At 63.6% G+C, this 26,243-nt stretch carries 25 protein-coding genes, 1 tRNA gene, 2 pseudogenes and 1 riboswitch; of the genes and pseudogenes, 19 read left to right on the top strand and 9 right to left on the bottom strand.

From position 1 onward, the window contains the following. Window positions 1–3: 3 nt before the first annotated feature. The 4 genes and pseudogenes from VL752_RS07065 to VL752_RS07050 all read right to left on the bottom strand — a co-directional run bounded on the left by VL752_RS07065 (window position 4) and on the right by VL752_RS07050 (window position 3,294). Window positions 4–1,372: pseudogene (locus tag VL752_RS07065) on the bottom strand (FAD-dependent monooxygenase). Continuing rightward, window positions 1,369–2,229 (bottom strand): annotated as a pseudogene (locus VL752_RS07060) (SDR family NAD(P)-dependent oxidoreductase). Before VL752_RS07060 ends, VL752_RS07065 begins: the two co-directional pseudogenes overlap by 4 nt. Window positions 2,230–2,431: 202 nt before the next feature. Continuing rightward, the gene (locus VL752_RS07055) at window positions 2,432–2,635 is read right to left on the bottom strand and encodes a hypothetical protein (protein ID WP_325353552.1); all 204 of its coding nucleotides are present in this window, start codon (window positions 2,633–2,635) and stop codon (window positions 2,432–2,434) included. 80 nt (window positions 2,636–2,715) lie between these two features. After that, window positions 2,716–3,294 (bottom strand): chalcone isomerase family protein, encoded by a 579-nt coding sequence (locus VL752_RS07050; RefSeq protein WP_325353550.1) that lies wholly within the window; start codon window positions 3,292–3,294, stop codon window positions 2,716–2,718. Between the two features lie 626 nt (window positions 3,295–3,920). Here VL752_RS07050 and VL752_RS07045 point away from each other — a divergent pair. The 16 genes from VL752_RS07045 (at window position 3,921) to VL752_RS22250 (ending at window position 18,207) form a co-directional block, all read left to right on the top strand. Further along, window positions 3,921–4,685, top strand: a complete 765-nt coding sequence (locus tag VL752_RS07045; RefSeq protein WP_325353548.1) for a hypothetical protein — start codon at window positions 3,921–3,923, stop codon at window positions 4,683–4,685. Window positions 4,686–4,744: 59 nt separating this feature from the next. After that, a complete protein-coding gene (locus VL752_RS07040) occupies window positions 4,745–4,975 on the top strand; it encodes a hypothetical protein (RefSeq protein WP_325353546.1) in 231 nt (76 codons plus the stop codon). Window positions 4,976–5,469: 494 nt separating this feature from the next. Continuing rightward, window positions 5,470–7,518, top strand: a complete 2,049-nt coding sequence (locus VL752_RS07035) for a conjugal transfer protein TraG (protein WP_325353544.1) — start codon at window positions 5,470–5,472, stop codon at window positions 7,516–7,518. A 6-nt stretch (window positions 7,519–7,524) separates the two neighbouring features. Then, a complete protein-coding gene (locus VL752_RS07030; protein ID WP_325353542.1) occupies window positions 7,525–8,010 on the top strand; it encodes a ribbon-helix-helix domain-containing protein in 486 nt (161 codons plus the stop codon). Then, window positions 8,007–9,023, top strand: a complete 1,017-nt coding sequence (gene trbB / locus VL752_RS07025; protein ID WP_325353540.1) for a P-type conjugative transfer ATPase TrbB — start codon at window positions 8,007–8,009, stop codon at window positions 9,021–9,023. Before VL752_RS07030 ends, trbB begins: the two co-directional genes overlap by 4 nt. 19 nt (window positions 9,024–9,042) lie before the next feature. Next, window positions 9,043–9,384: a TrbC/VirB2 family protein gene (locus VL752_RS07020; RefSeq protein WP_325353538.1), complete on the top strand. Its 342-nt coding sequence runs from the start codon at window positions 9,043–9,045 to the stop codon at window positions 9,382–9,384. Then, window positions 9,384–9,647, top strand: coding sequence for a VirB3 family type IV secretion system protein (locus VL752_RS07015; RefSeq protein ID WP_325353536.1), 264 nt, complete (start codon window positions 9,384–9,386; stop codon window positions 9,645–9,647). Before VL752_RS07020 ends, VL752_RS07015 begins: the two co-directional genes overlap by 1 nt. Further along, on the top strand, window positions 9,641–12,097 hold the full coding sequence (gene trbE / locus VL752_RS07010) for a conjugal transfer protein TrbE (RefSeq protein WP_325353534.1): 2,457 nt from the start codon (window positions 9,641–9,643) through the stop codon (window positions 12,095–12,097). Before VL752_RS07015 ends, trbE begins: the two co-directional genes overlap by 7 nt. Further along, window positions 12,094–12,819, top strand: a complete 726-nt coding sequence (gene trbJ, locus VL752_RS07005) for a P-type conjugative transfer protein TrbJ (protein WP_325353532.1) — start codon at window positions 12,094–12,096, stop codon at window positions 12,817–12,819. The genes trbE and trbJ overlap by 4 nt, the downstream gene beginning before the upstream one ends. 30 nt (window positions 12,820–12,849) lie before the next feature. Then, window positions 12,850–14,220: a P-type conjugative transfer protein TrbL gene (trbL, locus tag VL752_RS07000; RefSeq protein WP_325353530.1), complete on the top strand. Its 1,371-nt coding sequence runs from the start codon at window positions 12,850–12,852 to the stop codon at window positions 14,218–14,220. 3 nt (window positions 14,221–14,223) lie between these two features. Beyond that, window positions 14,224–14,922 (top strand): conjugal transfer protein TrbF, encoded by a 699-nt coding sequence (trbF, locus tag VL752_RS06995; RefSeq protein WP_325353528.1) that lies wholly within the window; start codon window positions 14,224–14,226, stop codon window positions 14,920–14,922. A 14-nt stretch (window positions 14,923–14,936) separates the two neighbouring features. Then, entirely contained in the window at window positions 14,937–15,950 is a 1,014-nt protein-coding gene (trbG, locus tag VL752_RS06990) for a P-type conjugative transfer protein TrbG (RefSeq protein WP_325353526.1), read from the top strand. Further along, a complete protein-coding gene (locus tag VL752_RS06985) occupies window positions 15,947–17,197 on the top strand; it encodes a TrbI/VirB10 family protein (protein WP_325353524.1) in 1,251 nt (416 codons plus the stop codon). The genes trbG and VL752_RS06985 overlap by 4 nt, the downstream gene beginning before the upstream one ends. A gap of 23 nt (window positions 17,198–17,220) precedes the next feature. Next, entirely contained in the window at window positions 17,221–17,526 is a 306-nt protein-coding gene (locus tag VL752_RS06980) for a DUF2274 domain-containing protein (RefSeq protein ID WP_325353522.1), read from the top strand. Between the two features lie 14 nt (window positions 17,527–17,540). Beyond that, the gene (locus VL752_RS06975; protein ID WP_325353520.1) at window positions 17,541–17,870 is read left to right on the top strand and encodes a DUF736 domain-containing protein; all 330 of its coding nucleotides are present in this window, start codon (window positions 17,541–17,543) and stop codon (window positions 17,868–17,870) included. Window positions 17,871–17,943: 73 nt separating this feature from the next. Then, complete coding sequence (locus VL752_RS22250) at window positions 17,944–18,207, top strand: helix-turn-helix domain-containing protein (protein WP_408863070.1); 264 nt, start codon at window positions 17,944–17,946, stop codon at window positions 18,205–18,207. A gap of 23 nt (window positions 18,208–18,230) precedes the next feature. Here VL752_RS22250 and VL752_RS06970 read toward each other — a convergent pair whose 3' ends face one another. Together VL752_RS06970 and VL752_RS06965 are read right to left on the bottom strand one after the other, a co-directional pair. Beyond that, a complete protein-coding gene (locus VL752_RS06970) occupies window positions 18,231–19,499 on the bottom strand; it encodes a tyrosine-type recombinase/integrase (RefSeq protein WP_325353518.1) in 1,269 nt (422 codons plus the stop codon). A gap of 165 nt (window positions 19,500–19,664) precedes the next feature. Further along, a tRNA-Gly gene (locus tag VL752_RS06965) sits at window positions 19,665–19,738 on the bottom strand. 108 nt (window positions 19,739–19,846) lie between these two features. Further along, window positions 19,847–19,926: riboswitch (SAM riboswitch) on the top strand. 47 nt (window positions 19,927–19,973) lie between these two features. On the opposite strand from VL752_RS06965, the gene metZ reads away from it, so the two are divergent. Continuing rightward, window positions 19,974–21,164, top strand: coding sequence for an O-succinylhomoserine sulfhydrylase (metZ, locus tag VL752_RS06960; protein WP_325353516.1), 1,191 nt, complete (start codon window positions 19,974–19,976; stop codon window positions 21,162–21,164). After that, window positions 21,165–21,659 carry a GNAT family N-acetyltransferase gene (locus tag VL752_RS06955; protein WP_325353514.1) on the top strand — a complete coding sequence of 165 codons (495 nt, stop codon included), beginning with the start codon at window positions 21,165–21,167 and terminating at the stop codon, window positions 21,657–21,659. On the opposite strand, the gene VL752_RS06950 is transcribed toward VL752_RS06955, so the two are convergent. Next, on the bottom strand, window positions 21,656–22,297 hold the full coding sequence (locus VL752_RS06950) for an HD domain-containing protein (protein WP_325353513.1): 642 nt from the start codon (window positions 22,295–22,297) through the stop codon (window positions 21,656–21,658). The genes VL752_RS06955 and VL752_RS06950 overlap by 4 nt on opposite strands. Window positions 22,298–22,366: 69 nt before the next feature. On the opposite strand from VL752_RS06950, the gene VL752_RS06945 reads away from it, so the two are divergent. Beyond that, window positions 22,367–23,149, top strand: coding sequence for a Stf0 family sulfotransferase (locus VL752_RS06945; protein ID WP_325353511.1), 783 nt, complete (start codon window positions 22,367–22,369; stop codon window positions 23,147–23,149). Window positions 23,150–23,217: 68 nt separating this feature from the next. Here the strand turns inward: VL752_RS06945 and rodA are convergent, their stop codons facing one another. Next, entirely contained in the window at window positions 23,218–24,357 is a 1,140-nt protein-coding gene (rodA, locus tag VL752_RS06940; RefSeq protein WP_325353509.1) for a rod shape-determining protein RodA, read from the bottom strand. 10 nt (window positions 24,358–24,367) lie between these two features. Then, a complete protein-coding gene (gene mrdA, locus VL752_RS06935) occupies window positions 24,368–26,236 on the bottom strand; it encodes a penicillin-binding protein 2 (protein WP_325353507.1) in 1,869 nt (622 codons plus the stop codon). Window positions 26,237–26,243: the final 7 nt, after the last annotated feature.

Raw genomic sequence — 26,243 nt, 5'->3', positions numbered from 1 at the left:
GTTCTAAGCCGCGATCACTGGCCCGGTGGAGACAAGCTTCGCCAGATAGCTTTCCGCTGTAGCCCAATCGGATGCGGCGGCCGAGAGCCCGATATATCCGTCAAGCCGCACGATGAGCATCCGGTCCACTTGTGGCGACGCGCGCGGGGCAGCCTCCAGAACCGATGGAAAGGCCGCCGTCAGCTTCGCGGCCCTGGACTTGTCCGCGGCAAACAGAACGAAACGCGGGGTATCCCCGCTACCCGGCGGTGGCCCATCATAGAGCGCCGGGTCAAGCCTGGCGCCCGCGGCGAGGTTGTGAGGCACATGTCTGGCGCCGACAGAGAGTGCACTTTGCGTATAGGCGATCTCAGTCTCGGTCATCGTCACCGCGATCCGCTCCTGGACAGCATGAAATCCGAGCATGAAGCGGAGCGCCAGGTTGCGAATCACCTGCGCCGCCGGGTGAGCAAGCGTTGCGATATCGGTCAATCGGGTCGCATTGCTCAAGATCATCTCCCCATCGGCGTTGCGCTCCGGGCTATAGGTGTCGAGCAGTGTCGCCGCTGCCGCGCCCCGCATCACCATGGCGAGCTTCCAGGCAAGGTTGATCGCGTCTTGCATGCCGGTATTCATGCCCTGGCTGCCGGCCGGGCTATGGATATGCGCGGCGTCGCCGGCGAGAAAGACCCGCCCCTGCCGATAGCTGGAGACCTTCCGTTCATTGACGCGAAAGATAGAGAGCCAGACCGGATCGGAGGCCTGGAAGCCGCCACCGGTCCGTTGATCGATCAGCATCTGAATCTCGCCGAGCGTCGGATCGGGCCTCGGGTGGGCGGGGTCCGTCTTGCCGACTGTGCCGACGACGCGCACCCGTCCACCTGGAATGGGAAAGACCGTGAAAACCTCGTCCCGATGCAGATAGACAGCGATCTCGTCGACAGCCGGCGCGCCGGTGCCCTCAAGACGAACATCACCCAGGATCCAATCGTCACCCTGGGCCTGGCCAAGAAATTCGGTGTCAAGGCCGTGCCGGACGGTGCTGTGGGCGCCATCGCAACCGACCAGCCACGGGACGCTCCGTATCTCGTTGGGGGATCATTAGGGCATAGTTGTAGGGACTGGCGACATCATCGAGGCGCGCCTGCCCGAGCAGCGTCGCGCCGCTGCGGATCGATGCGCCATGAGCCTTGAACCCCGCCGCCAGGAAGGTTGGCGTGCAACCCATCCGGTCAATTAGCTCCAGCGAGCGGCTGCACAACACTAGCGCCTTGGAAGTTTCTGTGGCCCGCCCCGCGCTATCGATGATACGAATACTCAGGCCATAACGCGCGGCCTCCGCCGCCATGGTGAGCCCGACGGGTCCCGCGCCGACAACCAGAACCTCGGTCATTGTTTTCTTCCCTCGGGTGACGAGACTTCACCAATTGCCGACGACAGGCCGAATAGGCGACGGCGCAGCGCATCGAGCAGCGACGTTGGCAGGACGCGCGGCAGGGTCACCAGCAGGCGTGCGTCCTTTCCCACGGGATAGCAGGCCTTGGGCCGGCCGCTGGTCAAGGCATGATGAATTGCCGGAGCAACCACCTCAGGCCGGCTGCCCGCGCTCTCGCGGGCCACGGCGCGCCTGGTGAAGTTCCGAAACATCCCGCCGTAGCGTTCGGCCGCGCCCGGCGGCCAGGCGGCGATGGCATCGGCGACGCCGCCTAGGGTCTTCTCGACGGCTGGGGTGTTGATTGAGCCGGGTTCGATCAGGCAAACCCGAATGCCGGAGGAATGAAGCTTCAACCGAAGCGCATCGTTGAAAGAGGTGAAGGCTGCCTTGGTCGCGCAGAGCACACCGCCGAAGGGTATGGTGATATACGCGCCAACGGAGCCGAGATTGACAATCCGGCCAGACCTTGAGCGCAGCAGCGGCAGGAACGCTTGGATCGCCTCAAGCTACCCAAACAGATTGACCTCGAAGGCATCCCGCACCCGGGCGAGGCTGACGTTCTCCATTGGCGCAGGAAGACCGACGCCAGCGTTGTTGACCTGGCCATCGAGGTCATCCTGCCCCAGGGCCGCCTCCACTGACGCTCGCGCCTGGGCGATCGTTTCCGGCCGCGTCACATCCATTTCGACTGGAACGATCCGCCCGCCCGGAGAGTCACGCGCCAGCGCCTCTCCATCCGCGAGACGGCGGCAGGCGGCAAAAACCCGGACGCCCTGGGCCGCGAGATTGAGGGCCGTGGTCCCTGCCAATGCCACTGGACGCGCCTGTCACCAGGACGCTCGCACGGCGCTTTACCTTGAGCATTTTATCCGAATTCTCCGGCGGCATGACAAACTCCGCACGAGAAGCATGGAGCGCCACCGTATCCAGACCGGAACGGGATCGCAACGTCGTGCCGGCACTTGTCCTCGGCCAGTTGGCCGCGGATGCCGGTGGATATGACGGCCCCTAGCTGCGTCATGACAAGCGCGCCAGTGGCGGCGGCAGGTCACTAGGGGCCTGGTAGCCGCTCCGTCGTCTCTCGGCAGTGAGCGCTGCCTCCTGCTGCTGCTCAGCCGTGCCAATGCGGGTCACTTGTCTTTCCTTGCGTGCAGCCGGTTCGTTCCGCTGCGCCGCCACCTCAAGCAGCTTCTGCGGACGATGGGTGGCAAGGGCCTGCATGTGGGCACGCCCGTCACAGCAGAAGGAGCGCCGTACAAGCATCTTGCGTTGTTTTGCCTCTCGGATTGATCCTCCTTTGATCATCGCAGACCAAGAACGCCATTTCTGACGGCCGCAGGTTTTGCTTGCGGTCCGATATAGCATAACAAAATAACGCGGGCGAAGATGGGATCGGTCACTTGCCCCAGACTGCGCCCGTTGACGATGAAATCAACCCTCCGAGGAACGAACAGGACATCAGCAGTATAACCCGCGCGCATCGCGGGGATGCTGGCGAGGAATTGTGCGACTTCATCGGGCCGTAGACGGCAGGGTGCTGGACAGTTCCGGGCAAGGGAGTTCCGCCAGGATGCACGTGCCTTGGCAGCACTGACGTCATGGAGAAAGACGAAATGCAGTAGCTTGACCTGCGAGGAGCCGACTATCCGTTCCGTGTCATGGCCCGGCTGTTGGAGGTAGAGGCCTACGACATAGACGCGCACACGAAGAAGCGAGGCCGTGCGCAGGGCCATTCCATTGAGTATGAGTGGTGTCCCATCTACAACCATATGGTCGGGCATCGTGATGCCATCTAGCTCCGCTGCGCGCGCTGCACTAGTCGTCCACGCGAGGCAGAGCGTGAGAACAAACGCCTGAATTGTCGTAAGATGTTTGGACATAGCAGGACCGATTTCACGATTGAATGAGGTGGAGATCTCGACGGTGACGCGTTGGGACGCGGGTTGCTCTGCCTTCCCGTGCTGTGCTTGCAGCTTCGAGGGAACTGCGCGTTCTGCCGCGTGTCTGGTAACCTCTCGCCATCGCCGCCAATCTAAAATGCCTGAACTGATGATGCACGCCCTCACGACGCTCTCCACATCTAAGAAGGTCCAGGTGGATCGCCGCACCCGGCGTTGCGTCCGTGCAAGCCTTGCATCGCGTAGATTCAAGAATCGGGCACGCCCAAGGATGTTAGGCACCTGAGACCAGAGTAGCTACTTGCCTCATCATGAAGTAAGCGAACGCGACGACGTGGAGAGCGGCGGCCGTCGTCGCGCAACCCTCGCGTAGCGACATTTTCATCTCTTGTTGCTCAAAAATTAAGATCCATGCGGGAATGTGAGGCGGTGACGTGAAGCCAAACCCGGGCCCTTAGAGCCTTTGGCTCTCCCATATGCCCACGTGTATGCCAGGAGCCGGGCTGCATCGCCGAGGACACTATTCCGGTTCGGGCTTGTCGACGTAAATTTGATCGCCTCGTTCGCGATGAGGCGAGGGAAGCTCCTTCGAGGAAAGGAGCCTTCTTATGCGACACCTGCTTTTCGCGACCACGTTACTCTTGGATCCCGTGGCGGCCGTGGCCGCAAGCGGCCCGACTTGTGCGGTGCCTCCCTCTCCACAGAAGGCTGCCGCCATTGTGGACAACCAGAGAACCGGGAGTAGCGCGACCGCCCCGTCCGTTCCCGTTCCGCCCGCCGTCGATCCACAGCAACAGGCGGCAAAGCTCGCCCCTCTAATTCCTCCGTACGCGCCCCCAGGCGCAACGGCGGTTTCGATTGCTCCGCCGGCGGCAATTGGCGCGCAGGCCACGACACAACCGGAGTCGCCGGCAGTGCGCGAGAGCGAAATCGCCTCGGTGCCCGCGCTTCAGCGCGTCGCATTCGCCGGCGCGACGCTTTTCGATCTGGGAACGGAGCATGGGATGCGGAGGGTTTTGGCGAAGAACGGCAACGCTTTCCAGGTCTTCTATGTCGCGCCGGATGCGCGGGCGGTGGTCGGCGGCATCACGTGGGACCAGGCGCGCCGGGACGTAACGCGTGACCAAGTCAAGATTATCGCCGGCGCCGTCCCGACCGTCCGGCTTGGACCGGAAACCAAGGCATCGCCCACAGCGGCTGAGGCGCCCCCGGCTTCGCAATTGGCCCTCGTTCAGGAGACTGCCTACGGCACGGTCGGGCCTTCCGATGCATCGCATCTGTGGATGTTTATCGACCCGGTCTGTGTCTTATCTGTGCGAGCGATGCAGCAGCTTCAGCTCTACGTGCAAGCCGGAAAGGTCGGCTCTCGGTAATTCCCATTTCGGTGCTGGACTATGAGGATGATGGTCTTAGCACACCGGCCGCGAAAATTATGGTCGGCGAGCCGGCGGAACAGGTGGTGGCGGACCGGACCAGCGGCTCTCTCAAGGGCACCCCATCACCGGATGCGCCGGCGCTTCTTGCACGCAACATGCAGGTGGCAGCAGCGCTGCATCTCAAGGGGACTCCGACTCTGATCTGGCGGGAGTCGGACGGCGCGGTGGGCCGGGCGGACGGAGTGCCGCCGGATTTCAATGCCGTCATTGCTTCAATCGGACATTGACCGATGGAGAGCGACCGGGAGCGAGGTAAGGCGCGTTCGAGCAAGAAGAAATGCTCGGCAGACAGGAATTGCCGGAGTTGGATCCGCGCTATTTCGTAGGTATCGGACATCTGGGCGATATCCGGCGCGAGGCACCCGAGCAAGGGGCGCATCCCACAAGGCCGAAGCGACGGCCATTTCGGGCCACGCTTATCGTCATATTTGACGGTCCCATCAACTGACCCAGTCGGACATAGATTTGTTCTGTTACACCCAACCAAGATGCTCGAAGTGAATCGGCTGCAGTCGTCTGTGATTGAAGCGAGAGTGTTCCCAACACACGCCGCCTGCCCAACTAGTTATGCCCTCTTACGTCCAAATATCCACCCGGCCGCTGGAGCGTAGATAAACCTAACTGGGCGTAAACAAAGCATATTTCTCTTTTCGGCGTTTCGCCCGAGTCCTGTCTCGCGATCCGGATGCGCGTTTGCCGCTGTCCGGCGGAGACAGCGACCATGACCCCGACAAAGCTTCTCATCGGCCAGATACTCATCGTCTTTGCCATCGTCATCGCGGGCGTATGGTTCGCCACGGAATGGTGCGCGGCCCAGCTTGGCTTCCAGGCGCAGCTCGGCGCACCATGGTTCGCGGTGATCGGTTGCGCAATCTACCGGCCCTGGCAGCTTTTCCTGTGGTGGTATTCCTACGACGCCTATGCCCCGCGGATCTTCAACGAGGCGGGCGCCATCGCGGCATCGAGCGGTCTGCTCGGTTGTGCGGTCGCCATCGTCGGCTCACTCTGGCGGGCGCGGCAATCCCGGCTGGTCACGACCTATGGATCCTCGCGCTGGGCGACGAACCGGGAGATCGCGGCGGCCGGCCTGTTCCGTGCCGCGGGCGTTTTCCTCGGTCGCCTGGGCAAGCATTACCTCCGCCATGACGGTCCGGAGCATGTCATGGCTTTTGCCCCAACCCGTTCCGGCAAGGGTGTCGGCCTGGTTATCCCGACCTTGCTGTCCTGGACGGGCTCGGCTGTCATCCACGATATCAAGGGTGAGAACTGGGAACTGACCTCCGGCTGGCGCAGCCGGTTCAGCCACGCTCTGCTGTTCAATCCGACCGACCCACGCTCCGCCCGCTACAACCCGTTGCTGGAGGTGCGCAAAGGGCCGGACGAGGTCCGCGACGTGCAGAACATCGCCGACATCCTGGTCGATCCCGAAGGCGCGCTGGAACGCCGCTCCCACTGGGAGAAAACCAGTCATTCCCTCCTGGTCGGCACCATCCTCCACGTCCTCTACGCCGAGGAGGAGAAGACGCTGGCGCGCGTCGCGACCTTTCTCTCCGATCCGCAACGCAGCTTTGCGCACACTCTGCGCCGGATGATGGGGACCAACCATCTCGGCACGCCCGAGCATCCGTGCGTCCATCCCGTCGTCGCTAGCGCCGCACGCGAGGTGCTCAACAAATCCGAGAACGAGCGCAGCGGCGTGCTCTCGACGGCGATGTCGTTCCTCGGTCTCTACCGTGATCCCACGGTCGCGGCGACCACCGCCGCCTGCGACTGGCGGATCAGCGATCTCGTGGATGCCGAGCGGCCGGTCTCGCTCTATCTCGTCATCCCGCCTTCGGACATTTCCCGGACGAAGCCGCTGGTGCGCCTGGTGCTGAACCAGGTCGGCCGGCGCCTGACCGAGCGGCTCGAGGGTGATCCGGCCAAGCGGCGGAAGCACCAGCTCCTGATGATGCTGGACGAGTTCCCCGCTTTGGGCAGGCTCGATTTCTTCGAGACGGCGCTGCCCTTCATGGCCGGCTACGGCATCCGCGCCTATCTGATCGCGCAATCGCTGAACCAAATTTCCAAAGCCTATGGCGAGAACAATGCTATTCTCGACAACTGCCATGTCCGCATTGCCTTCAGCAGCAATGACGAGCGGACGGCGAAGCGTATCTCCGACGCCCTTGGTACGGCCACGGAATTGCGGGCTCAGCGCAATTACGCAGGTCATCGGCTCTCCCCTTGGCTCGGGCATGTCATGGTCAGCCGCCAGGAGACGGCCCGGCCGCTGCTGACACCCGGCGAGGTGATGCAGCTGCCGCCCGCCGACGAGCTGGTGTTGGTCTCGGGCCTCGCTCCGATCCGCGCGAAGAAGCTCCGCTACTTCGAAGATCGGAATTTCACCGGGCGCGTCGCCCCGGCGCCAGCGCTGGCAGAGAAGGGCTATCTGGACCCTCCCGCTGCTCGGCCTGACGATTGGGGCGGCCAGGTGCGCGGTGTGCATCTGGGTCTCGCCGCCGCCAAAGATGAGGGCATCGCCGATTCTCCGGAGGACGAAGGCGGCCTTCAGCGTCAGCGCCATCCAGGTTCGCCCGATGACAGGAAGGTATGGTCGTACGCCACAGAACAGGCCGTCGACCTCGGTCTCGACGAAGACACCGACATCGGCGCCGACAAGGCGGCAATGGACCGGGTGCAGGAGGCCGGCAGCGTCAATCGCGCTCATGCGATGAACGAGGGTGATCTGCATCGCAATCCCGACCGCGACCTCCTGCCGGATTTCTGAGGGGAGATGATGAGCAAGCAATTCAAAACCCGTCATCAGCTTTACCTTTCCGCGGATGTCGCTGAGAAGCTCGAGGCACTCGCTGCCAAGCCCGGTGCTTCCAAATCCGCAATCCTCGCCGATGCGGTACAAGCCTGGCTGACCCGCCGCGGTACCAAGGAGCTCGATGATCGCTTCGCGCTGAGGTTGGACCGTGTCAGCGCCCAGCTCGCACGCATCGAGCGCGACCAGCAGATCTTGCTGGAGAGCCTGGCTCTCTTCATCCGTTACTACCTCACGATCAACGCCCCCTTGCCCGAGCCCGACCAGGCGGCGCGCGCCGTTGGCCGTGACCGCTTCCAGGCCTTCATCGACCAGGTGGGACGGCACATCGCCCGTGGCGGCCGCGCCTTCGGGCAGGAGGAGAGGGATGGTGGTCAGCCCCCCAGTCATATGCCGGCGGCAGGAGCGACGCCGCCGGAAGGCCATAGCCGGCCGGGAGAGAGACCATGAGCGGCCCGTTCCGCCCGGAAGCCCACGCCAGCCAATCACTGGAACGGCGGCGTGCCATGCTGCGCACCGCCATGGGCCAGGAGATAGTGGCGGCACTTGCCGATCCGGCCGTCATCGAAGTCATGGTCAATCCCGATGGCGCGCTGCGTCTTGACCGTCTCGGCGAGGGCCGGAGCGACACCGGCGTGCGGCTGGGTGCTGCCGCGGTTGAGCGGATCATCCGCCTCGTCGCCTCCCATGTCCGGGTCGAAGTCCATGCCGGTAGTCCAGTGGTCAGCGCCGAGCTGCCGCCGCGGGATGAGGGTGTGGCCGGAGAGCGCTTCGAAGGCATCCTGCCGCCGATTTCGTTGGCACCGTGCTTCACGATCCGGAAGCCGGCGGCGCGCGTCTACACCCTCAGTGACTATGTTGCCGAGCGCACAATGCGGCCGTCGCAGGCGAAGCTCCTGAGTGAGGCGGTGGTCGCGCGCCGCAATCTCCTACTCGTCGGCGGCACCAGCTCCGGCAAGACGACACTCGCCAATGCCCTGCTCGCCGAGATGGCCGGGCTCGACGAGCGGGTCATTCTCCTCGAAGACACGCGCGAACTGCAATGCTCCGCACCCGACAGTGTCGCGCTGCGCACGCGGCCGGGCGTGGTGTCCCTCGCCGATCTGGTGCGCTCCACCCTGCGCTTGCGGCCGGACCGCATCATCGTCGGCGAGGTCCGCGGCGTGGAAGCTCTCGACATGCTGAAGGCCTGGAATACGGGCCATCCCGGCGGGATCGCCACCATTCATGCCAATTCCGGCAGGGCGGCGCTCTACCGGCTCGAACAGCTCATCCAAGAGGCAGTTGTCACCGTCCCGCGCCGGCTGATCGCCGAAGCGGTGGACATCATCGTCTTCATCCAGGGCCGCGGCACCACCCGCCGCGTCGAGAGCATCAGCGAAGTCACTGGCCTCGACGTCGACGGAGACTATGCCGTTACCGACCTCGACCCCCACCGGCTCCGTGCCTCGCACGATGTCTGATCACCAGAAAGGGTTTGCCATGCTTGTGTCTGCACCCGCGTCCTCTCCGCTCCGCCGGCTCCTGCGCCGCCTGGCCGCCGGCATCGCGATGCTGCCGCTGCTCGCCGGGGTTGCCTATGCCTCCGGGACGAACATGCCCTGGGAGACACCGCTCGAAGATATTCTGGAATCCGTCGAAGGTCCTGTGGCCAAGATCATCGCCGTGATGATCATCATCGTCACCGGCCTCAGCCTCGCCTTCGGCGAGACCAGCGGCGGCTTCCGCCGCCTGATCCAGATTGTCTTCGGACTCTCGATCGCCTTTTCCGCAAGCTCGTTCTTTCTCTCCTTCTTTGGTTTCGGCGGCGGGGCGCTGGTCTGATGGGTGTCAGCGTCTCCGGTTTCGAGGTGCCGCTGCATCGCGCGCTCGCCGAGCCCATCCTGCTCGGCGGCGCGCCGCGCGGCATCGCCATCGTCAACGGCACGCTGGCCGCCGCGCTCGGGCTCGGGCTTCAGATGTGGGTGCCCGGGTTGCTGCTCTGGATGGCGCTGCACACGCTCAGTGTCTTTGCCGCCAAGCGTGATCCGGATTTTGCGCCCGTGCTGGTGCGTCATCTCCGACAGCGGGGATACCTCGCATGCTGAACCTCTCCGAATACCGACGCACCGGCGACCGGCTCGCTGATCATCTGCCCTGGGCGATGCTCGCGGCCCCCGGGGTCGTCCTGAATAAGGATAGCAGCTTCCAGCGCACGCTGCGCTTCCGCGGACCAGACCTGGAGAGCGCCACGGAAGCGGAGCTGGTGGGCGCCTGCGCTCGGCTGAACAATGTGCTTCGCCGTTTCGGATCGGGCTGGGTGCTGTTCTTCGAGGCGGAACGGTTCGAAGCGCCAGGCTATCCGGATTCGATCTTTCCTGACGCTGCGTCTTGGCTGGTGGATGAGGAGCGCCGCGCCGCATTCGAGAATGACGACGCCTCGCCGTTTTCTCATCGTAGGCGCGCGCATTACGAGAGCGCCTATCATCTGACCCTGCTCTTTAGGCCCCCACCTGATCAGGTGACCCGCGCCGAGCAAGCACTGCTCGAACGCGCCGAACCGGGGAAGGGCAGGGACTGGCGTCGGGAGCTGGACGCCTTCATCGCCGAGACAGAGCGTGTGCGCGATCTGCTCGCGGGCTTCATGCCGGAGGTCGAGGCGCTCGACGATGCCGGCACGCTGACCTACCTGCACAATACGATCTCGACCGGGCGCCATGCGGTTGCGGTGCCCGAGACGCCGCTCTATCTCGATGCCATCCTGGCCGATACGCCGCTCAGCGGTGGCATCGAGCCGATGCTGGGCGACAAGCATCTGCGCAGCGTCACGGTGCTGGGGTTTCCGGGCATGACCGGCCCCGGCATTCTCGATGCGCTGAACCACCAGGATTTCGCCTATCGCTGGATGACGCGCTTCATCGCCCTCGACAAGACCGTGGCGACGAAGACGCTGACCAGGTTGCGGCGGCAATGGTTCAACAAGCGTAAGTCCATTGCCGCGCTGATGCGCGAGGTGCTCTACAACCAGCCGGCCCAGCTCACCGACTCCGACGCCGACAACAAAATGCACGATGCCGACCAGGCGCTGCAGGCCCTGGGCGGCGATCATGTCGCGTTCGGCTATCTGACGGCGACCATCACGGTGATGGACGAGAACCGGCTGCATGCTGAAGAAAAACGCCGGGCGGTCGAGCGCATCATCAATGGTGCCGGCTTCACCTGCATCCGTGAGGGCCTCAACGCCGTCGAGGCCTGGCTCGGCAGCTTGCCGGGGCACCCTTACGCCAATGTCCGCCAGCCGATCGTGCACACGCTGAACCTGGCGCATTTGGTGCCGCTTTCTTCGGTCTGGGCGGGGCCCGCACGCAACGATCATCTGGATGGTCCTGCCCTGTTCCATGCCGAGACCAGGGGCTCGACGCCGTTCCGGTTCTCGACCCATGTCGGCGATGTCGGTCATATGCTGATCGTCGGGCCGACCGGCGCCGGTAAATCCGTGCTGCTGGCGCTGCTCGCCCTGCAGTTCCGCCGTTACGCCCATTCCCAGCTTTACATCTTCGACAAGGGCTTCTCGGCGCGTGCCGCCGTGCTCGCCATGGGCGGCGAGCATCATGCCTTGGGTTCCGATGGCTCACTTGCTTTCCAGCCGCTGCGGAACATCGACGATCCCGCCGAGCGGAGTTGGGCCGCCGAATGGATTTCGGGTCTGCTGGCCCATGAGCGGGTCAATGTCACCCCGGAGGTCAAGGAAGCAGTCTGGTCGGCCTTGACCAGCCTGGCCTCGGCACCCGCCGACGAGCGGACGCTGACCGGCCTCTCCGTCCTGCTGCAGTCGAATGCGCTGAAGGCGGCGCTGATGCCCTACACCCTGGACGGTCCCTTCGGCCGGCTTCTCGATGCCGCCGAGAACAGCTTGGCACTCGCCGAGGTGCAGTGCTTCGAGACCGAGGATCTGATGCACGAGGCCGCCGCGATCCTGCCGGTGCTGAGCTATCTGTTCCATCGGCTGGAGGATCGCTTCGACGGCCGGCCGACCCTGCTAATTCTCGACGAAGCCTGGGTCTATCTGGACAATCCGTTGTTTGCCGCGCGCATCCGCGAATGGCTGAAGGTGCTGCGCAAGAAGAATGTCGCTGTGGTCTTCGCCACGCAGTCGCTGGCCGATATCGCGGATAGTTCCATCGCGCCCACCATCATCGAGTCCTGCTCCCAGCGCATCTTCCTGCCGAATGATCGCGCCGTCGAACCCCAGGGCCGCGCCGCTTATGAACGCTTCGGCCTCAACGAGCGCCAGATCGAGTTGATCGCCCGCGCCACGCCGAAGCGGCATTACTATCTGCAATCCCGCCGCGGCAACCGGCTATTCGAGCTGGGGCTGGGCCCGATTGCATTGGCGCTCTGCGGTGCATCGTCCCCTGCCGACCAGCAGCGCATCGACCATATACTCGCCGAGCATAGGCCGGAGGATTTCGCGGCTGAGTTTCTTCGCAGTCCCGATCTCGATTGGGCTGCGGATCTGCTCGGCCGCTTTCCATCCCGACAGGGAAACCTGCCATGAGAACCCATGCCCTTCGAGCCGGTGCCGCAGCACTCGTCCTCGCGGCGTCCACGGCACTTGCCGTTCCTCAACCGGTGTGGGCAGCGGTGCCAGTGATCGATGCAGCCAACCTCGCGCAAAATGTTATCGAGGCCGCACGGCTGCTGCAACAGATCAATAACCAGATTGCCTCACTTCAGAACGAAGCCACCATGCTGGAGAACGAGACGAGGAATCTCACCAGCCTGAATGTCTCGTCCTTGTCCGGCATCACCAGCGATCTGACTCAGATTGGCGACCTCATGAACCAGGCGCAGGGCATCAGCTTCCAGGTGCAATCCGTCGAGGCCGCGTTCAATCAGCTCTATCCGCAAAACTACAGCGCCGGCACCAGCATCTCCAGCCTGCTGAGCAATGCGCAGACGCGCTGGCAGAATGCGCGCGATGCCTTCCAGCAGACGATGACCGTGCAATCGCAGATTGCGCAGACGGTGCAATCGGACTCAAAAAAACTCTCGACCTTGGTGGATGCCTCGCAGGCCGCGACCGGCAATCTCGCCGTGAGCCAGGCGACCAATCAATTGCTGGCGCTCTCCATCAAGCAGCAATTGCAGTTGCAGACATTGCTGGCAACACAGGGCCGGGCGGAGGCGGTGCAAGGCGCCAATGAGGCGCAGGCCGAGCAGGAAGGACAGGCGGCGCTGACCACCTTCCTCGGCAGTGACAACGCCTACAACCCGTAACGATGACCGGAACGCCGATACGAGGCCGCCATGGATAATCTCAATATCATCGACCAGTTCATGAAGACTTTCACCAGCTATATCGATAGCGGGTTCGGGCTGCTGAATGGCGATGTCGTTTCGCTTAGCTCCATCCTGATCGGCATCGACATCACACTTGCCGGTCTCTTCTGGGTGCTGGATCGCGACGGCGACGTGCTCGCGCGGCTGATCAAGAAAACTCTCTATATCGGCGCCTTCGCCTATATCATCGACAACTACCAGAACCTGACCACCGTCGTGTTCAACTCCTTCTCGACGCTGGGGTTGAACGCGACCGTAACCGGGCTCACCGCCGCCGATCTGCTGCTGCCGGGCAAGATCGCGGGAACCGGCTTCACCGCGGCCTGGCCGCTTCTGCAGCAAGCCGGTTCGCTGATCGGCTTTGCCAGCGTTTTCACCCATCTCGTCATCATCGTCGTGCTGCTGATCGCCTGGTTCATCGTCGTGATCAGCTTCTTTATCCTGGCGGTGCAGCTCTTCATCACCGTGCTCGAATACAAGCTGACGGCACTCGCCGGCTTCGTGCTGGTCCCCTTCGCCTTCTGGAACAAGACCTCTTTCCTCGCCGAGCGCGTGCTGGGCAATGTCGTCTCTTCCGGCGTCAAGGTCATGGTCCTGGCCGTCATCATCGGTATCGGCGACACGCTGTTCTCGACCTTCACCAGTGCCGCATCGGCGCAGTCTCCCACCATTGCCGGCGCCATGGCGCTTGTGCTGGCGGCAATCGCCATGGTCGGGCTCGGCATCTTCGGGCCCGCCATCGCGACCGGGCTGGTCTCCGGCGCGCCGCAGCTTGGTGCTGGGGCGGCGATCGGCACGGCGGGCGCCGTTGCCGGAGCGGCCATGCTGACCGGCGGTGCCGTGATGGATAGCGCGCGTCTGTTGGGCGTCGCGGGATCGGGCGGGCTTGCCGCTATTCGTGCCGGTACCTCCATGGGTGCCGCCGCGTCCGCGGCTTATGGCTTCGGCCAGGCCGCGTCCGGCGCCTCGGGCACGGCCGGTGTTGCCGCCGGTCTCGGCGGCGTGGCGCGGGCCGGAGGCGGAGTCGCCATGCAGGCTGGCCGGTCTGTCATGCAGCGGGCCGGCGCGTCCCTCTCCCAAAGCGCGCAATCCGGACGGGAGGCGGCTTGGCGGGCCTGGCACGGCCAAGACGACGCCGGGCCGTCGGGTGGTGCGGGAGGGAGTGGCACATCCGCGAATACCGGCGATAGCGGCACGTCCAACCCACCGGCCTGGGCGCGGCGGATGCAGACCAAGCAGCATGCCCGTCACCACCGTCAGGCCACTTCCCAGGCGATCAAGGACGGCGACCGGCCCGGTGCGCCCGCCAATCCCGATCTCAATGAAGAGGAGGAATGATCCATGCTCTTTAAGCGCTCGCTTCAGCGCTACGGCCGCACGCCGGAGCCGGAGACACCCTATCAGCGTGCCGGGCAGCTCTGGGACGAACGGATCGGCACGGCCCGCGTTCAGGCGAAGAACTGGCGCCTCATGGCCTTCGGCTGCCTGACGCTTTCGGGTGGTCTCGCCGGCGGTCTCATCTGGCTCTCGGCACAGAGCCGCGTCACGCCCTTCGTTGTCGAGGTGGACAAGCTCGGCGAGGTGCAGGCCGTGGCACCCGCGATCCGGCATTACCAGCCGAGGGATGCCCAGATCGCCTGGTTTCTGGCGCGCTTCATCACCAATGTCCGCTCGCTGCCGACCGATCCGGTGCTGGTGCGACGGGACTGGCTCGAAGCCTATGCCTTCGCCGGCCGCCATGCGGCGGCTTTCCTCAACGACTACGCGCGCGCTAACGATCCGTTCAAGGCCATCGGCGACCGCAGCGTTTCCGTCGAGGTGACCAACGTCGTCCGTGCCTCGGATCGCTCCTTCCAGGTGAAATGGACTGAGCAGACCTACCGGCAGGATAGCCTCGCCTCGACAGAGCGCTGGACCGCGATTCTCACCATCGCCATCGCGCCGCCTCGGACCGCTGAGGTGCTGCGGGTCAATCCGCTCGGCCTTTACGTCACCGACATCGCCTGGTCGCGCGAACTCGATCCCGGCACCTCCCCATGACAGGAGATCGCGCCATGCATCCCATTCGTTCCGTGTTCATCATCTCATTGCCGGCGCTGATGCTTGCCGCCTGTGCCGGCAAAGTCTCACCGCCGGCCATCAGCTATGATAATGGGGATTTCCATCAGGCGACGGTGATTCCTGATCCGCCAAAGCCGGTGCAGATCGTCACCGTGCCGCAGCCCTTGCCCTTGCCCGGCCAGCTCATGCCGCCGCCGTCGGCGGAGGGGAGCACCGACAAGCTGGCGCCGACGCAGCGGGTCGCGGCCGCCAATAAGGCCGCGCTCCAGGAGCCGACGGCGCATGGTTATGTCAACGCCATCCAGGTCTACCCCTTCACCGAAGGCGCGCTCTACCGCCTCTATGCCGCCCCGGAGCAGGTGACGGATATCGCGCTTCAGCCGGCGGAGAAACTCGTTTCTGTCGCGGCGGGCGATACGGTGCGCTGGGTTGTCGGCAATACCAGCAGCGGTACCGGCGCGGATAAGCAGGTGCATATCCTGGTCAAGCCCTTCGCGCCGGGATTGACGACGAACCTCATCATCATGACCGACCGGCGCAGCTATCATCTCGAGTTGGTCAGCACCGACCGGACCGCGATGGCCGCGATCTCCTGGACCTATCCGGATGATCAGCTGCTCGCCCTCCAGCAGCAGAACAGCCAGGCCAATGCCGCGGCTCCCATCGCCGATGGCGTGGCGCTCTCGGATCTGCATTTCCGCTACAGGATTACAGGTGATAATCCACCCTGGAGGCCGGTGCGTGTTTTCGACGACGGCAGCGAGGTCTATATCGAATTCCCCTCCGGGATCGGCCAGGGTGAGATGCCCCCGCTTTTCGTGGTGGGCGCGCGGGGCGACGATCAGCTCGTCAATTACCGGGTCCGCGGCAATTACTACATCGTAGACCGGCTCTTCGCTGCCGCCGAGCTGCGTCTCGGCGAGACGCCGCAGCAGGTGGTGCGGATCAGCCGCACCGATGCGGTCGCATCGGCCACCAGTTCGGGTTCGTCAGGAGGGGGGGCATGAGTGAGCCCATCCCCCCGAAACACGATCCCGAATCCGTGGTGCTGAAGGCGTCGCCACGCCGCGTTGTCCGCTTCAAGCGTCGTCTGCTCATCGGTATCGCTGCCATCAGTTGCATGGCTGTCGCCGGTGTCGCCTGGGTGGCGCTAAAGGGCGCTCACTTCACCAGCGGCAGCGAGGCCAACCTTCTGGATACCGGAAACAAGGCCAAACCCGATGATCTGGCCTCGCTGCCAAGCAATTACGGTGAGATTCCCAAACCCAAGCCGCAGCTGGGACCACCGCTGCCCGGCGACCTTGGGCCCGGGATCGTCCGACGGGAGCGACAGCTCGGCCTCAACCCGGTTGCCGCGAACTCCAATGATGAGGCCGAACGTGCGGAACAGGAACGGCTGGCGCAACAGGCCGAACAGGCGCGGGAAGCCGGGGTGTTCTTCCAGCTGAACCAGGCGCCCGGCAATGGCGGAGGCGCGATCGCGGGTTCGGCAGGTGGTGCATCGGACAATGCTGCTACCGGTGTTGGTGTCACGTTGGCGCCGGTTGCCGCTGGCTCGTCCGGAGCAGACGCCGGCCATCTGAACCTGAATCTCGCCAGTGACCAGAACGATCAGCAGCGCAAGATGGATTTCGTGAACCAGGCATCGGCCAAGGACATCTACAACGACCATGCCCTGCAAACGCCCGCTTCGCCCTATGAAGTTCTGGCCGGCACGGTGATCGCCGCCAGCCTGCTCACCGGCCTGAACTCCGACCTGCCCGGCGAGGTCACGGCACAAGTGACCGAGAATGTCTATGACACGGTGACCGGGCGCTACCTACTGATCCCGCAAGGGTCGCGCCTGATCGGCAGTTACGACAGCGTCGTCGCCTTCGGTCAGTCTCGCGCCCTGGTCGCCTGGCAGCGCATTGTCATGCCGGACGGCTCCTCGATCCAGATCGACAACCTGCCGGCGACCGATGCCGCCGGTTATTCCGGGCTGAAGGATCAGGTCGATTATCACACCTGGACGCTCTTGAAGGGCATTGCGATGTCGACGCTGCTCGGTGTCGGCACCCAGGCCACCTTCGGCAGTGACAACAACGATCTCGTCGAGGCGATCCAGGAATCTGCCCAGGAAAGCACCAACCAGGCCGGACAGCGTATCGTCGAGAAGGACCTCAACATCCAACCCACGATCATTGTGCGTCCCGGATGGCCGCTGCGCGTGATCGTCCACAAGGACCTCACATTGCGACCCTATCAGGGATGACAAACCCGGAATAAGGAATTCCAATGCCCGAATTGAAACTTGCGAAGCTGCCCGACCGCACCCCGGTCAAGATCACGATCACCATGCCACCGGAATTGCATCAGGCGCTGCGCCAATATGCTGGCATCTACCGTGCGACCTACGGCGAGGCCGAATCCCTCGCCGAATTGATCCCGTTCATGCTTGGTGTCTTCCTCGATAGCGACCGCGGTTTTGCCAAGGCACGCAAGAGCGTCATCGACGAAGCAGTATCCGCGGAACCCGCGACTCCGCGCGGCGGTCGGCGTCGGAAGAGCGCTGCGCTCGAGCCATCATCAATCACAGACTGAAAACGAGAAACATCATGCCAACGATCGGAATATTCACGCCCGCCAAGGATGGCGGCTGGACCGGCAGCATTCAGACGCTCACGATCAATGCAGAGCTGCGCCTTGTGCCCAACGACAATCGTACCGGTGACAACGCACCAGTGTTCCGCGTATTTGTTGGGAAGTTTCATATCGGAGACGCTTGGGAGGCAAGATCACGCGGCGACAATTCAAAAGGTTATCTGCGCGTCAAGCTCGACGATCCCAGTCTGAGCCAGCGGATCACCGCTGTCCTGTTCCCCTCCGACGACGGCAGCTTGGCACAGCTCGTTTGGAACCGACTAAAGTCAGGCCACGGCAAATGACGGAGGCTTAGACGATTTCACGGATCAAAAGACGAGACCCTCCATCAGATAGCATCAGCTGAAGGGAAACAACATGCGCCGCATTCTGTCAAAATTGGACAGTAGTTCGCAAGTCAACCAACCTACCGGGACAATTTTAGCGTCGTCCAGCACCACGATTCCATTCTCGCAACGCCTGACATGCACCATTTCTGAAGCATGTGATGCAACTGGCCTGGGGCGAACGAAGTTGTACGAGCTGATTGGAGCTGGCTACATCGACACGATCACTGTTGGTCGGCGTAGATTGGTCTCAGTAAGTTCGCTTCGGGCACACCTTGAGCCCAAAAATGCGTAAGAGACTGGATTATCCGCTCATACTCAGCGGTCAACCGTGACCTTCTGTTGGATACGACAGGCTGCCTTGGCGTTTTGCTGTCCGAGATGGTTGGGCGCATTGCCTCCCCGCCGTAACTCCTCAAGGTAGTCGCTCCACCACTGGGCCATCTCCACTCGTTCGCCCCAATAAACGGATTGGTTGTAGATGCGCCGAATGATACCGGGGACCATGTGAGCTAGCGCGCGTTCGATCGCATCTGGGTTCCATTTTCCCGATTCGTTGAGCAGAGATGACGCCGAGGTACGGAACCCATGCGCCGTCATCTGGTCCTTAGAATATCCCATACGTCGCAACGCTGCATTGACCGTATTGTCGCTGATCGGCCTTGCCCTCGTGCGCACAGAGGGAAACACATATCGCCCTGATCCTGACAGGCTGCGCATCTCACGGAGGATCACCACGGCCTGCTTCGACAACGGTACCGTGTGGGGTTCACGCTTTTTCATCTTGGCCGAGGGCAATTCCCAGATGGCCTTCTCGAAGTTGACCTCCGACCATTCCATTTGGCGTATCTCGCCTGGTCTTTGGAAGACGTGCGGGGTGAGCCTCAAGGCAAAAATGACGGCAGGGTCTCCCTGATAGTCGTCTATCGCCCGCAAAAGCGCGCCAAACTCCGACGGGTCGGTAATTGCTGCGAAATGTCGGATCCTTGGTGAAATCAGTGCCCCTTGTAGGAGCTGTGCCGGGTCGCGTTCCGCTCGTGCCGTGGCTGCCGCGTAGCGGAAAACCTGCCCCGCGAAGGCGCGGAGCTGCTTGGCCGTCTCCAACCGCCCGCGTCGTTCGTGTTTTCTCAGCTCATGGAGCAATTCCTGGGGCGCAATTTCGGCGACCGGCCGCTTTCCGAAATCCGTCCCAAGCAATTTCAACAGCCAACGCTGTTTCTCCAGCGTCGTGGCGGCTCGCCCCTCTCGTCCCTTCTTGTTAATCAGTTCCTCGGCCACGCTGGCAAAGCTGTTTCCCGCTCGAATGTTCGCCTCGATCCGCGCTTGCCGTTTGGCGGCATTGGGATCAATGGTATGGGCCAACTGCTTCCGCGCTGCGTCGCGTGCAGCCCGCGCTTCGGCTAGCGTAATTTCGGGGTACGCCCCCAGCGCCAGCTTACGCTCCACCCCGTTCATGCGATATTTCACACGCCAAAGTTTGCTCCCAGTCGGGTTGACGAGGAGATACAGTCCCTGCGAGTCGGCCACCTTGTATGGCTTGTTGTCCTTGGGCTTGGCGTTACGGATCGCCGTATCTGTTAGCACCATTTGGGGGCCTCGCATCGAGAGGGGCCCTTTGAGGCCCCCAATTTAGGCCCCCATCTTTGGCGATTGCAGGCGGACAAGGGCGATCACTAGCAACTAGTAACCACTGAAAGATAAAGAAAATTTGGGGATTTTTCAATCTTTGGTGGCCGCTGCCGAACAGGATTTTGGAGCGGGTAGCGGGAATCGAACCCGCGCATTCAGCTTGGGAAGCTGACGAGCTACCATTACACCATACCCGCGTGTGCGCCCGGGAACCGTTCATAGCTGCCCACGCCCGGTTTGAAAAGCTCCCCTGATCCACCCGGCGTTGACGCGGCGGCAAGGCCCGGCCTATGCATCTCGCGGCACCGCGTGCCCCTCGTGATTTGTCCGGCCGGATTGCGGCGAGGTGAAAGAAGCGCGCTAAAGAGGCCAGTGGGGGCGTTATGCCCTGCTGCATCCACGGCCGGGTTTCTCGAAGAGAGGCCCTTTGCCATGACTAATCCGTCTAAATCCCTTCGTCCTGCCAGCCTTCTCGTTCATGGCGGGACGATCCGCAGCAATTTTGGGGAAACGAGCGAAGCGCTCTTTCTCACCTCCGGCTTCGTCTATGACAGCGCCGAACAGGCCGAGCAGACCTTCCTCGGTGAGGTCGAGCATTTTCAGTATTCCCGCTTCGGCAATCCGACGGTCCAAATGCTGGAGAGCCGGCTGGCGATGCTGGAAGGGGCGGAAGCCTGCCGCGCGACGGCCACGGGCATGGCGGCGGTTTCCGCCGCCCTTCTCAGTCACCTGAAGACGGGCGACCGTGTCGTGGCTTCCCGCGCGCTCTTCGGTTCCTGCCACTGGATCGTCTCCACTCTTCTGCCGCGCTACGGCATCGAGACCCTTTTCGTGGATGGCGGCGATCTTGCGGCCTGGAAGGAGGCGCTGGGCTCCAAGACCGATCTCGTGCTGCTGGAAACGCCCTCCAACCCGATGCTCGACATCCTCGATCTCAAGGCCGTCGCCGATCTCGCCCATGCCGCAGGCGCGATCGTGGTGGTCGACAATGTCTTCGCGACGCCCCTCCTGCAAAAGCCGATGGAGATGGGGGCGGATGTCGTCGTCTATTCCTGCACCAAGCATATCGACGGCCAGGGCCGCGTGCTCGGCGGCGCCGTGCTCGGCTCCAAGAAATGGGTCGAGGAAGTGCTGCAGCCCTTCACGCGCAATACCGGCCCCGCCCTCTCACCCTTCAATGCGTGGCTGTTGCTGAAGGGGTTGGAGACGCTGTCGCTCCGCGTCGACGCTGCCTGCCGTTCGGCGGAAGCGGTTGCCCGCTTCCTGGAACGTCACCCGAGGGTCTCCCGTACCTGGTATCCGACGCTCGAGAGTCATCCGCAGCGCGAACTCGCGATGCGCCAGATGACAGCGGGCGGCACGCTCGTCACCTTCGATCTCGGCTCGAAACAGGCGGCCTTCGCCGTGCTCAATCGCCTGCGGCTGATCGCGGTCTCCAACAATCTGGGCGATTCGAAGTCCCTCATCACCCATCCGGAGACGACGACGCATATGCGGGTCGCGGTGGATGAGCGGGCGCGTCTCGGCATCGGTCCGGGGGTCGTGCGCCTTTCCATCGGGCTCGAGGATCCGTTGGATCTGATCGAGGATCTGACCCAGGCGCTCGACGGCGCGGGCGGCTGAATGACGGCCGCGCTTGCCATCCGTCCGGCGCTCGCTACCGACAGGCAGGCGGTCTGGACCATCATCGGGCCGATCGTTGCGGCGGGGGAGACCTATGCGCTCCCCCGCGACTGGTCAGCGGCGCAGGCGCTCGCCTACTGGTTTCTCGACGCGCATGAGGTGTTCGTGGCGGAGGAAGAGGGGAAGGCGCTCGGCACCTTCTACCTTCAGGCGAACCAGCAGGGCGGGGGTGCCCATGTTGCGAATGCCGGCTTTGCCACGGCCGCCCATGCTTCCGGGCGCGGCGTCGCCCGCGCCATGGGCCATTTCGCGCTTGCTCATGCCAAGGCGCGCGGGTTCCGTGCCATGCAGTTCAACTTCGTGGTGAGCACCAACGAAGCGGCCGTGCATCTCTGGGCCAGTCTCGGCTTCGAGACGCTCTGCCGCCTGCCGGAGGCCTTCGATCACCCGGCCGCGGGCCTCGTCGACGCGCTGGTGATGTTCCGGCGACTTTAGCCTTCGGCGGCGGGGGCGGGGGCAGGCTTCAACCAGCCGCAGGCGACGGCATCCGCAAAGACCACCTCGGCTGCCGCCCAGAGCGTGGGTGAGCCGTGCTCGATCCGGCGTGTCAGCTGCTTCTCCATGTCGATGTTGAAGTCCGGCCGCACGCCCCAGGTACCGCCACCCACGACATGATTAAGCAGGATCGGCTGCAGCCGGTCACAGGCCTTGGCGAAACGTGCGTCGGCACTTTCCGCCGCCTCGAATTCCTCCCAGATGGCGCGAAAGGCCTCGCCCTGATCCGCAGGCAGCATGCCGAACAGGATATCCGCCGCCGCCTGTTCGCGTGCGGCCTGTCCGTGGTCGGTGAGCGTCAGATGCAGCGGCGTGTCGCCCGCTTCGATCTCCACCAGATCATGGAGAACCAGCATCTGCACCACGCGCCAGATGTCCACCGGCGCCACGGCGTAATCCTGAAGCACCATGGCGAAGAGGGCGAGATGCCAGGAATGTTCGGCGGTATTCTCACGCCGCGACCCGTCCGCGATGTGGTTAAGTCTGATCACGCCCTTCAGGCGGTCGGCTTCCAGAAGGAAGCGGAGTTGATCGGAAAGGCGGCCTCCGATCTGATCGAGCCAGGCGGATGATTTCAAAATTTTCGGTCCCTGCGCATGATGGCGCTATGCACCGTGTCCTTCTAATTCCACGATCTGAGTCTGGCCATGGCCGCTGAACGCCGCTTTGCCGTGCCGCAGGCGCTGGCGGGGCTTGAGCGCTACCACCGTGCGGCGATCACCGGCCTCTTCATCCCGGATGCGCCGGCGGCAGCGCCCGATCCCGCACTCCGCTTTGTTTTCCTTTGCTTCACCAATCGCTGCGGCTCGAACTATCTTGCCGAGTTGCTCGCCTCGACCGGCGCGCTGAACCGGGCCGAGGAGGTCTTCAATGGCGAGACCATTGCCGAGCATGTTCGCGCCCAGAGGCTTCCTTCCTTTCCGGCCTATGTCGAATTCCTGTGCAAGCGGCTCGCCCAGGGCGGGATCTTCTTCTCCAAACTAGGGCTCGAACAGCTGCTCATGCTGACCGAAACGGGTCTGCTCGACCAGATCGGCGACCGCGCGCGGTTTCTGCTCGTCGAGCGGCAGGACAAGCTGGCACAGGCGATCTCGCTTCTCGTCGCCATCCAGACGCAGCAATGGACCTCCCGCCACAGCCGTCGGATGGGCGACGAGGCGCTGGTCTATGATCGGCGCATCCTTGTCGAGCAGCAGGCGCTGATCGCGCAGCAGAATTTCGGCTTCTATCGCTTTTTCGCGAGCAACGGCATCACACCGAAGCACATCGCCTACGAGCAGGTTGAGGCAGCACCCGAGGCCATGGTGGCCGAGATCGGAGATTGGCTCGGCCTTCCCGGCCTCCGGGCCGATTTGGCCGCGCTTCCCATCGCCCGGCAGGAGAGCCCGATCAAGGCCGCCTGGCGGGCCCGCTATGAGACGGGGGAGTGAGAGGGCCCGATCGGTTCAGAGTGCATCGCGGCAGCGATTCAATCTGAACCGTGACTGACACGCGCGCGTCAGTGCCCGTCGTCGGAGAATTCCACGTCCCGATGGACATGGACGGACATGAGCAGCCCGAAGGCAATCATCGCGGTGATCAGCACTGATCCGCCATAGGAGATCAGTGGCAACGGCACGCCGCCCACCGGGATCGCACCCATGACCATGGCGATGTTGACGAAGACATAGAGGAAGAGGTCGACGCTGATGCCGAGCGCCACCAGCCGCCCGAATTGGTGTCGACATCGCATGGCGATCAGCATGCCTGTCAGCACGATGACAAGCAGAAGGCCCAGAACCGAGAGGCTGCCGACGAGGCCGAATTGTTCGGCGACCACGTCGAAGATGAAGTCGGTCTGCTTCTCGGGCAGGAAATCGAGATTGCTCTGGGTGCCGTGGAGGAAGCCGCGGCCCCACATGCCGCCGGAGCCGAGCGCGATCTTCGACTGCATGATGTTGTAGCCGGTGCCTAACGGATCACGCTCGGGATGCATGAAGGTCAGGATGCGCTGGCGCTGATAATCGTGCAGGTGGTGATAGGCGACCGGCAGCGCCGCCCCTATCCCGATGATGACGACCGCGAATTTCCACCAGCGCACCCCGGCGGCCAGGAAGATCGCCGCGCCGATCGCGCCGGTGATCAGCGCGGTGCCGAGATTGGGCTCTTTCAGGATCAGGCCGACGGGCACGAGCACGGCGATCACCGGCACGATCAGGAAGCGCAGGCGCCCCACTTGCTCATAGCTTGCCTTGTGAAACCAACGGGCGAGACCGAGCACGAGGAAGATCTTCATGAGTTCGCTCGGCTGCAGCTGAAAGCCGCCAACGGCGATCCAGCGCTGCGCGCCTTTGCCGACATGGCCGAATTTGGCGACGACGAGCAGCAGGACAATGCCCAGCGCGTAGAACCACCAGGACCATTTGGCGATGACCCGGATATCGATCATCGCAATCCCCAGCATGAGGACGAGGCCGATGAGGAATCGGACGAGCTGCTTCTGCGCATAGGGTTCGGGCGAACCGCCGGCCGCCGCATAGAGCGCCATATAGCCCACGGCCGCGAGGCAGCAGACGAGGAGGGCGAAGAACCAGTTCGTCTGCCAGACCTTGCCGGCGACGCCGAGGGAGCCTTCGCGCCAGAGGCGCCGTTCCATCATGCGGGCGGCCTCACGAGCTTTGCAGGGGTGGGGCGGGTGGCGGCTTCAACGGCAGGTCGCGCCCGGCGGGGTCCAGCGTCAGCGCGTCCATCATGATGTCCCGCGCCACGGGGCCAGCGGCATCGGCGCCGGCATTGCCGTGTTCGACCACGACCGCAACCGCATAGCGCGGCGCGTCGAAGGGTGCGAAGCCGATGAAGAGGGCATGCGGGCGCAATGCCCAAGGCAGGTTCATCGAGTTGAAACCCCGCTCGCGCTGAGCGCGGCTGACACGGATCACCTGGGCGCTGCCGGTCTTGCCGGCCATCTGCACGTCCGGCAGCGGAAGCTTGGCGATTTTCGCGGTGCCGTCCGGGGCGTTCACCACCTCCAACATGCCTTGGCGCACGATGGAGAGATAGTGGTTGGACAGACTCATCGCACCCCAATCATCGGCGGCCGAGCCGGTTTGCAGAACGCCGCCGTGACGCCGCGCGACATGCGGGCTCACCGCGCGCCCGGTGGCCACCCGCGAGCACAGGGTCGCAAGCGAAAGCGGCGTCGCCAGAATATAGCCCTGGCCGATGCCGCTCACCACCGTATCGCCGAGCGGCCATGTCTTGTGCTGCCGCAGCCGCCATTCCTTCGTCGGCATGAAGCCGTCGGACACGTTGGTGAGGTCCATGCCGATATCGGCGCCGATGCCGAAGCGTTTGGCGTAGGAGGCGAGGGGGTCGATGCCGGTCCGCAGCGCCACCTGGTAGAAGAAGACGTCGCAGCTGTTCTTCAGCGCCGTCTTCACGTCCTGCATCCCGTGGCCCCATTTCCGCCAACAGTAAAAGCGGGCATTGCCGAGGTCAAAATAGCCGGGGCAGTTGAGACGCTCTTCAGGGGAAATGGCACCGGAACTCAGCCCCGCCATGGCGGTGACGGGCTTGAAGGTGGAGCCCGGCGGATAGAGGCCCGCCGCCGCCTTGTTCAGCAGCGGTTTGCGCGGATCGTTCATCCAGGCCTGCCATTGAGTATTGCTGACACCGGAATCGAAGAGGCTCGGGTCGAAGCTCGGCTGGCTGACCATGGCAAGCACTTCGCCGTTGCGTGGGTCCATGACCACGGCGCTGGCGCTCAACCCGGCCAGGTGGTTCGCCGTCGCCTGCTGCAGGCTAACGTCGATGCTGAGCCCGATATCGGTGCCGGGCGTCCCCTCCTGCCGGTCGAGTTCGCGGATCACCCGACCGAGGGCGTTGACCTCGAGCTGCTGGGCGCCGGCATGGCCGCGTAACATCAGGTCGTTGAAGCCCTCGACACCGGTGCGGCCGACGCGCATGCCCGGCATCGCCAGCGTCGGGTCCGCCTTCACGTCGGCATCATGCGGCGGAGCCACATAGCCCACGACATGGGCGAGGAGTTCATCAGTCGGGTAGAGGCGGGTGGAGCCGACATCGATCAGCACGCCTGGGAGGTTCGGTGCGTTCACTTCGATCAGCGCCATCTGCTCCCAGGTCAGGAAATCCTGCAGCATCACAGGGACGTAACGCTGATGCGTGCGCAACTCGCGCAGGATGCGCGCGCGCTCGCTGTCGGAGAGCGGAATGAGCTTGGAGAAGGCGTCCAGCACCGAGGGCGCGTCGTTCGTCTGCTCCACCATCAGAAGCGCGCGCCAGTTCTGCCTGTTGGTCGCAAGCGCCGCGCCGAAGCGATCGAAAATGCGGCCGCGAGACGCGGGCAGCAGGCGAACGCTGACCGAATTGCCGTGGGCCATCGCCGTGTATTTGGCGCCGTCCACAACCTGCATCTGGTAAAGCTTGGCACCCAGGAGACCGAATACCGCGATCTCCCCGCCGGCGACGAGAAGCGCCCGGCGGGTGAAAACCCCGCTCCGCGTGATTTCCTTCTTCATGCGCGGG

This window comes from Acidisoma sp. (assembly GCF_035492295.1).
In the GTDB taxonomy this organism is placed as follows: Bacteria; Pseudomonadota; Alphaproteobacteria; order Acetobacterales; family Acetobacteraceae; genus Acidisoma.
This window is presented reverse-complemented; position numbering and strand designations above follow the sequence as displayed.

Coding starts and splice junctions, on each gene's coding strand:
- VL752_RS07055 (WP_325353552.1), bottom strand. CDS start 2,635: ATGCAGGCCCTTGCCACCCATCGTCCGCAGAAGCTGCTTGAGGTGGCG.
- VL752_RS07050 (WP_325353550.1), bottom strand. CDS start 3,294: ATGTCCAAACATCTTACGACAATTCAGGCGTTTGTTCTCACGCTCTGC.
- VL752_RS07045 (WP_325353548.1), top strand. CDS start 3,921: ATGCGACACCTGCTTTTCGCGACCACGTTACTCTTGGATCCCGTGGCG.
- VL752_RS07040 (WP_325353546.1), top strand. CDS start 4,745: ATGGTCGGCGAGCCGGCGGAACAGGTGGTGGCGGACCGGACCAGCGGC.
- VL752_RS07035 (WP_325353544.1), top strand. CDS start 5,470: ATGACCCCGACAAAGCTTCTCATCGGCCAGATACTCATCGTCTTTGCC.
- VL752_RS07030 (WP_325353542.1), top strand. CDS start 7,525: ATGATGAGCAAGCAATTCAAAACCCGTCATCAGCTTTACCTTTCCGCG.
- trbB (WP_325353540.1), top strand. CDS start 8,007: ATGAGCGGCCCGTTCCGCCCGGAAGCCCACGCCAGCCAATCACTGGAA.
- VL752_RS07020 (WP_325353538.1), top strand. CDS start 9,043: ATGCTTGTGTCTGCACCCGCGTCCTCTCCGCTCCGCCGGCTCCTGCGC.
- VL752_RS07015 (WP_325353536.1), top strand. CDS start 9,384: ATGGGTGTCAGCGTCTCCGGTTTCGAGGTGCCGCTGCATCGCGCGCTC.
- trbE (WP_325353534.1), top strand. CDS start 9,641: ATGCTGAACCTCTCCGAATACCGACGCACCGGCGACCGGCTCGCTGAT.
- trbJ (WP_325353532.1), top strand. CDS start 12,094: ATGAGAACCCATGCCCTTCGAGCCGGTGCCGCAGCACTCGTCCTCGCG.
- trbL (WP_325353530.1), top strand. CDS start 12,850: ATGGATAATCTCAATATCATCGACCAGTTCATGAAGACTTTCACCAGC.
- trbF (WP_325353528.1), top strand. CDS start 14,224: ATGCTCTTTAAGCGCTCGCTTCAGCGCTACGGCCGCACGCCGGAGCCG.
- trbG (WP_325353526.1), top strand. CDS start 14,937: ATGCATCCCATTCGTTCCGTGTTCATCATCTCATTGCCGGCGCTGATG.
- VL752_RS06985 (WP_325353524.1), top strand. CDS start 15,947: ATGAGTGAGCCCATCCCCCCGAAACACGATCCCGAATCCGTGGTGCTG.
- VL752_RS06980 (WP_325353522.1), top strand. CDS start 17,221: ATGCCCGAATTGAAACTTGCGAAGCTGCCCGACCGCACCCCGGTCAAG.
- VL752_RS06975 (WP_325353520.1), top strand. CDS start 17,541: ATGCCAACGATCGGAATATTCACGCCCGCCAAGGATGGCGGCTGGACC.
- VL752_RS22250 (WP_408863070.1), top strand. CDS start 17,944: ATGCGCCGCATTCTGTCAAAATTGGACAGTAGTTCGCAAGTCAACCAA.
- VL752_RS06970 (WP_325353518.1), bottom strand. CDS start 19,499: ATGGTGCTAACAGATACGGCGATCCGTAACGCCAAGCCCAAGGACAAC.
- metZ (WP_325353516.1), top strand. CDS start 19,974: ATGACTAATCCGTCTAAATCCCTTCGTCCTGCCAGCCTTCTCGTTCAT.
- VL752_RS06955 (WP_325353514.1), top strand. CDS start 21,165: ATGACGGCCGCGCTTGCCATCCGTCCGGCGCTCGCTACCGACAGGCAG.
- VL752_RS06945 (WP_325353511.1), top strand. CDS start 22,367: ATGGCCGCTGAACGCCGCTTTGCCGTGCCGCAGGCGCTGGCGGGGCTT.
- rodA (WP_325353509.1), bottom strand. CDS start 24,357: ATGATGGAACGGCGCCTCTGGCGCGAAGGCTCCCTCGGCGTCGCCGGC.
- mrdA (WP_325353507.1), bottom strand. CDS start 26,236: ATGAAGAAGGAAATCACGCGGAGCGGGGTTTTCACCCGCCGGGCGCTT.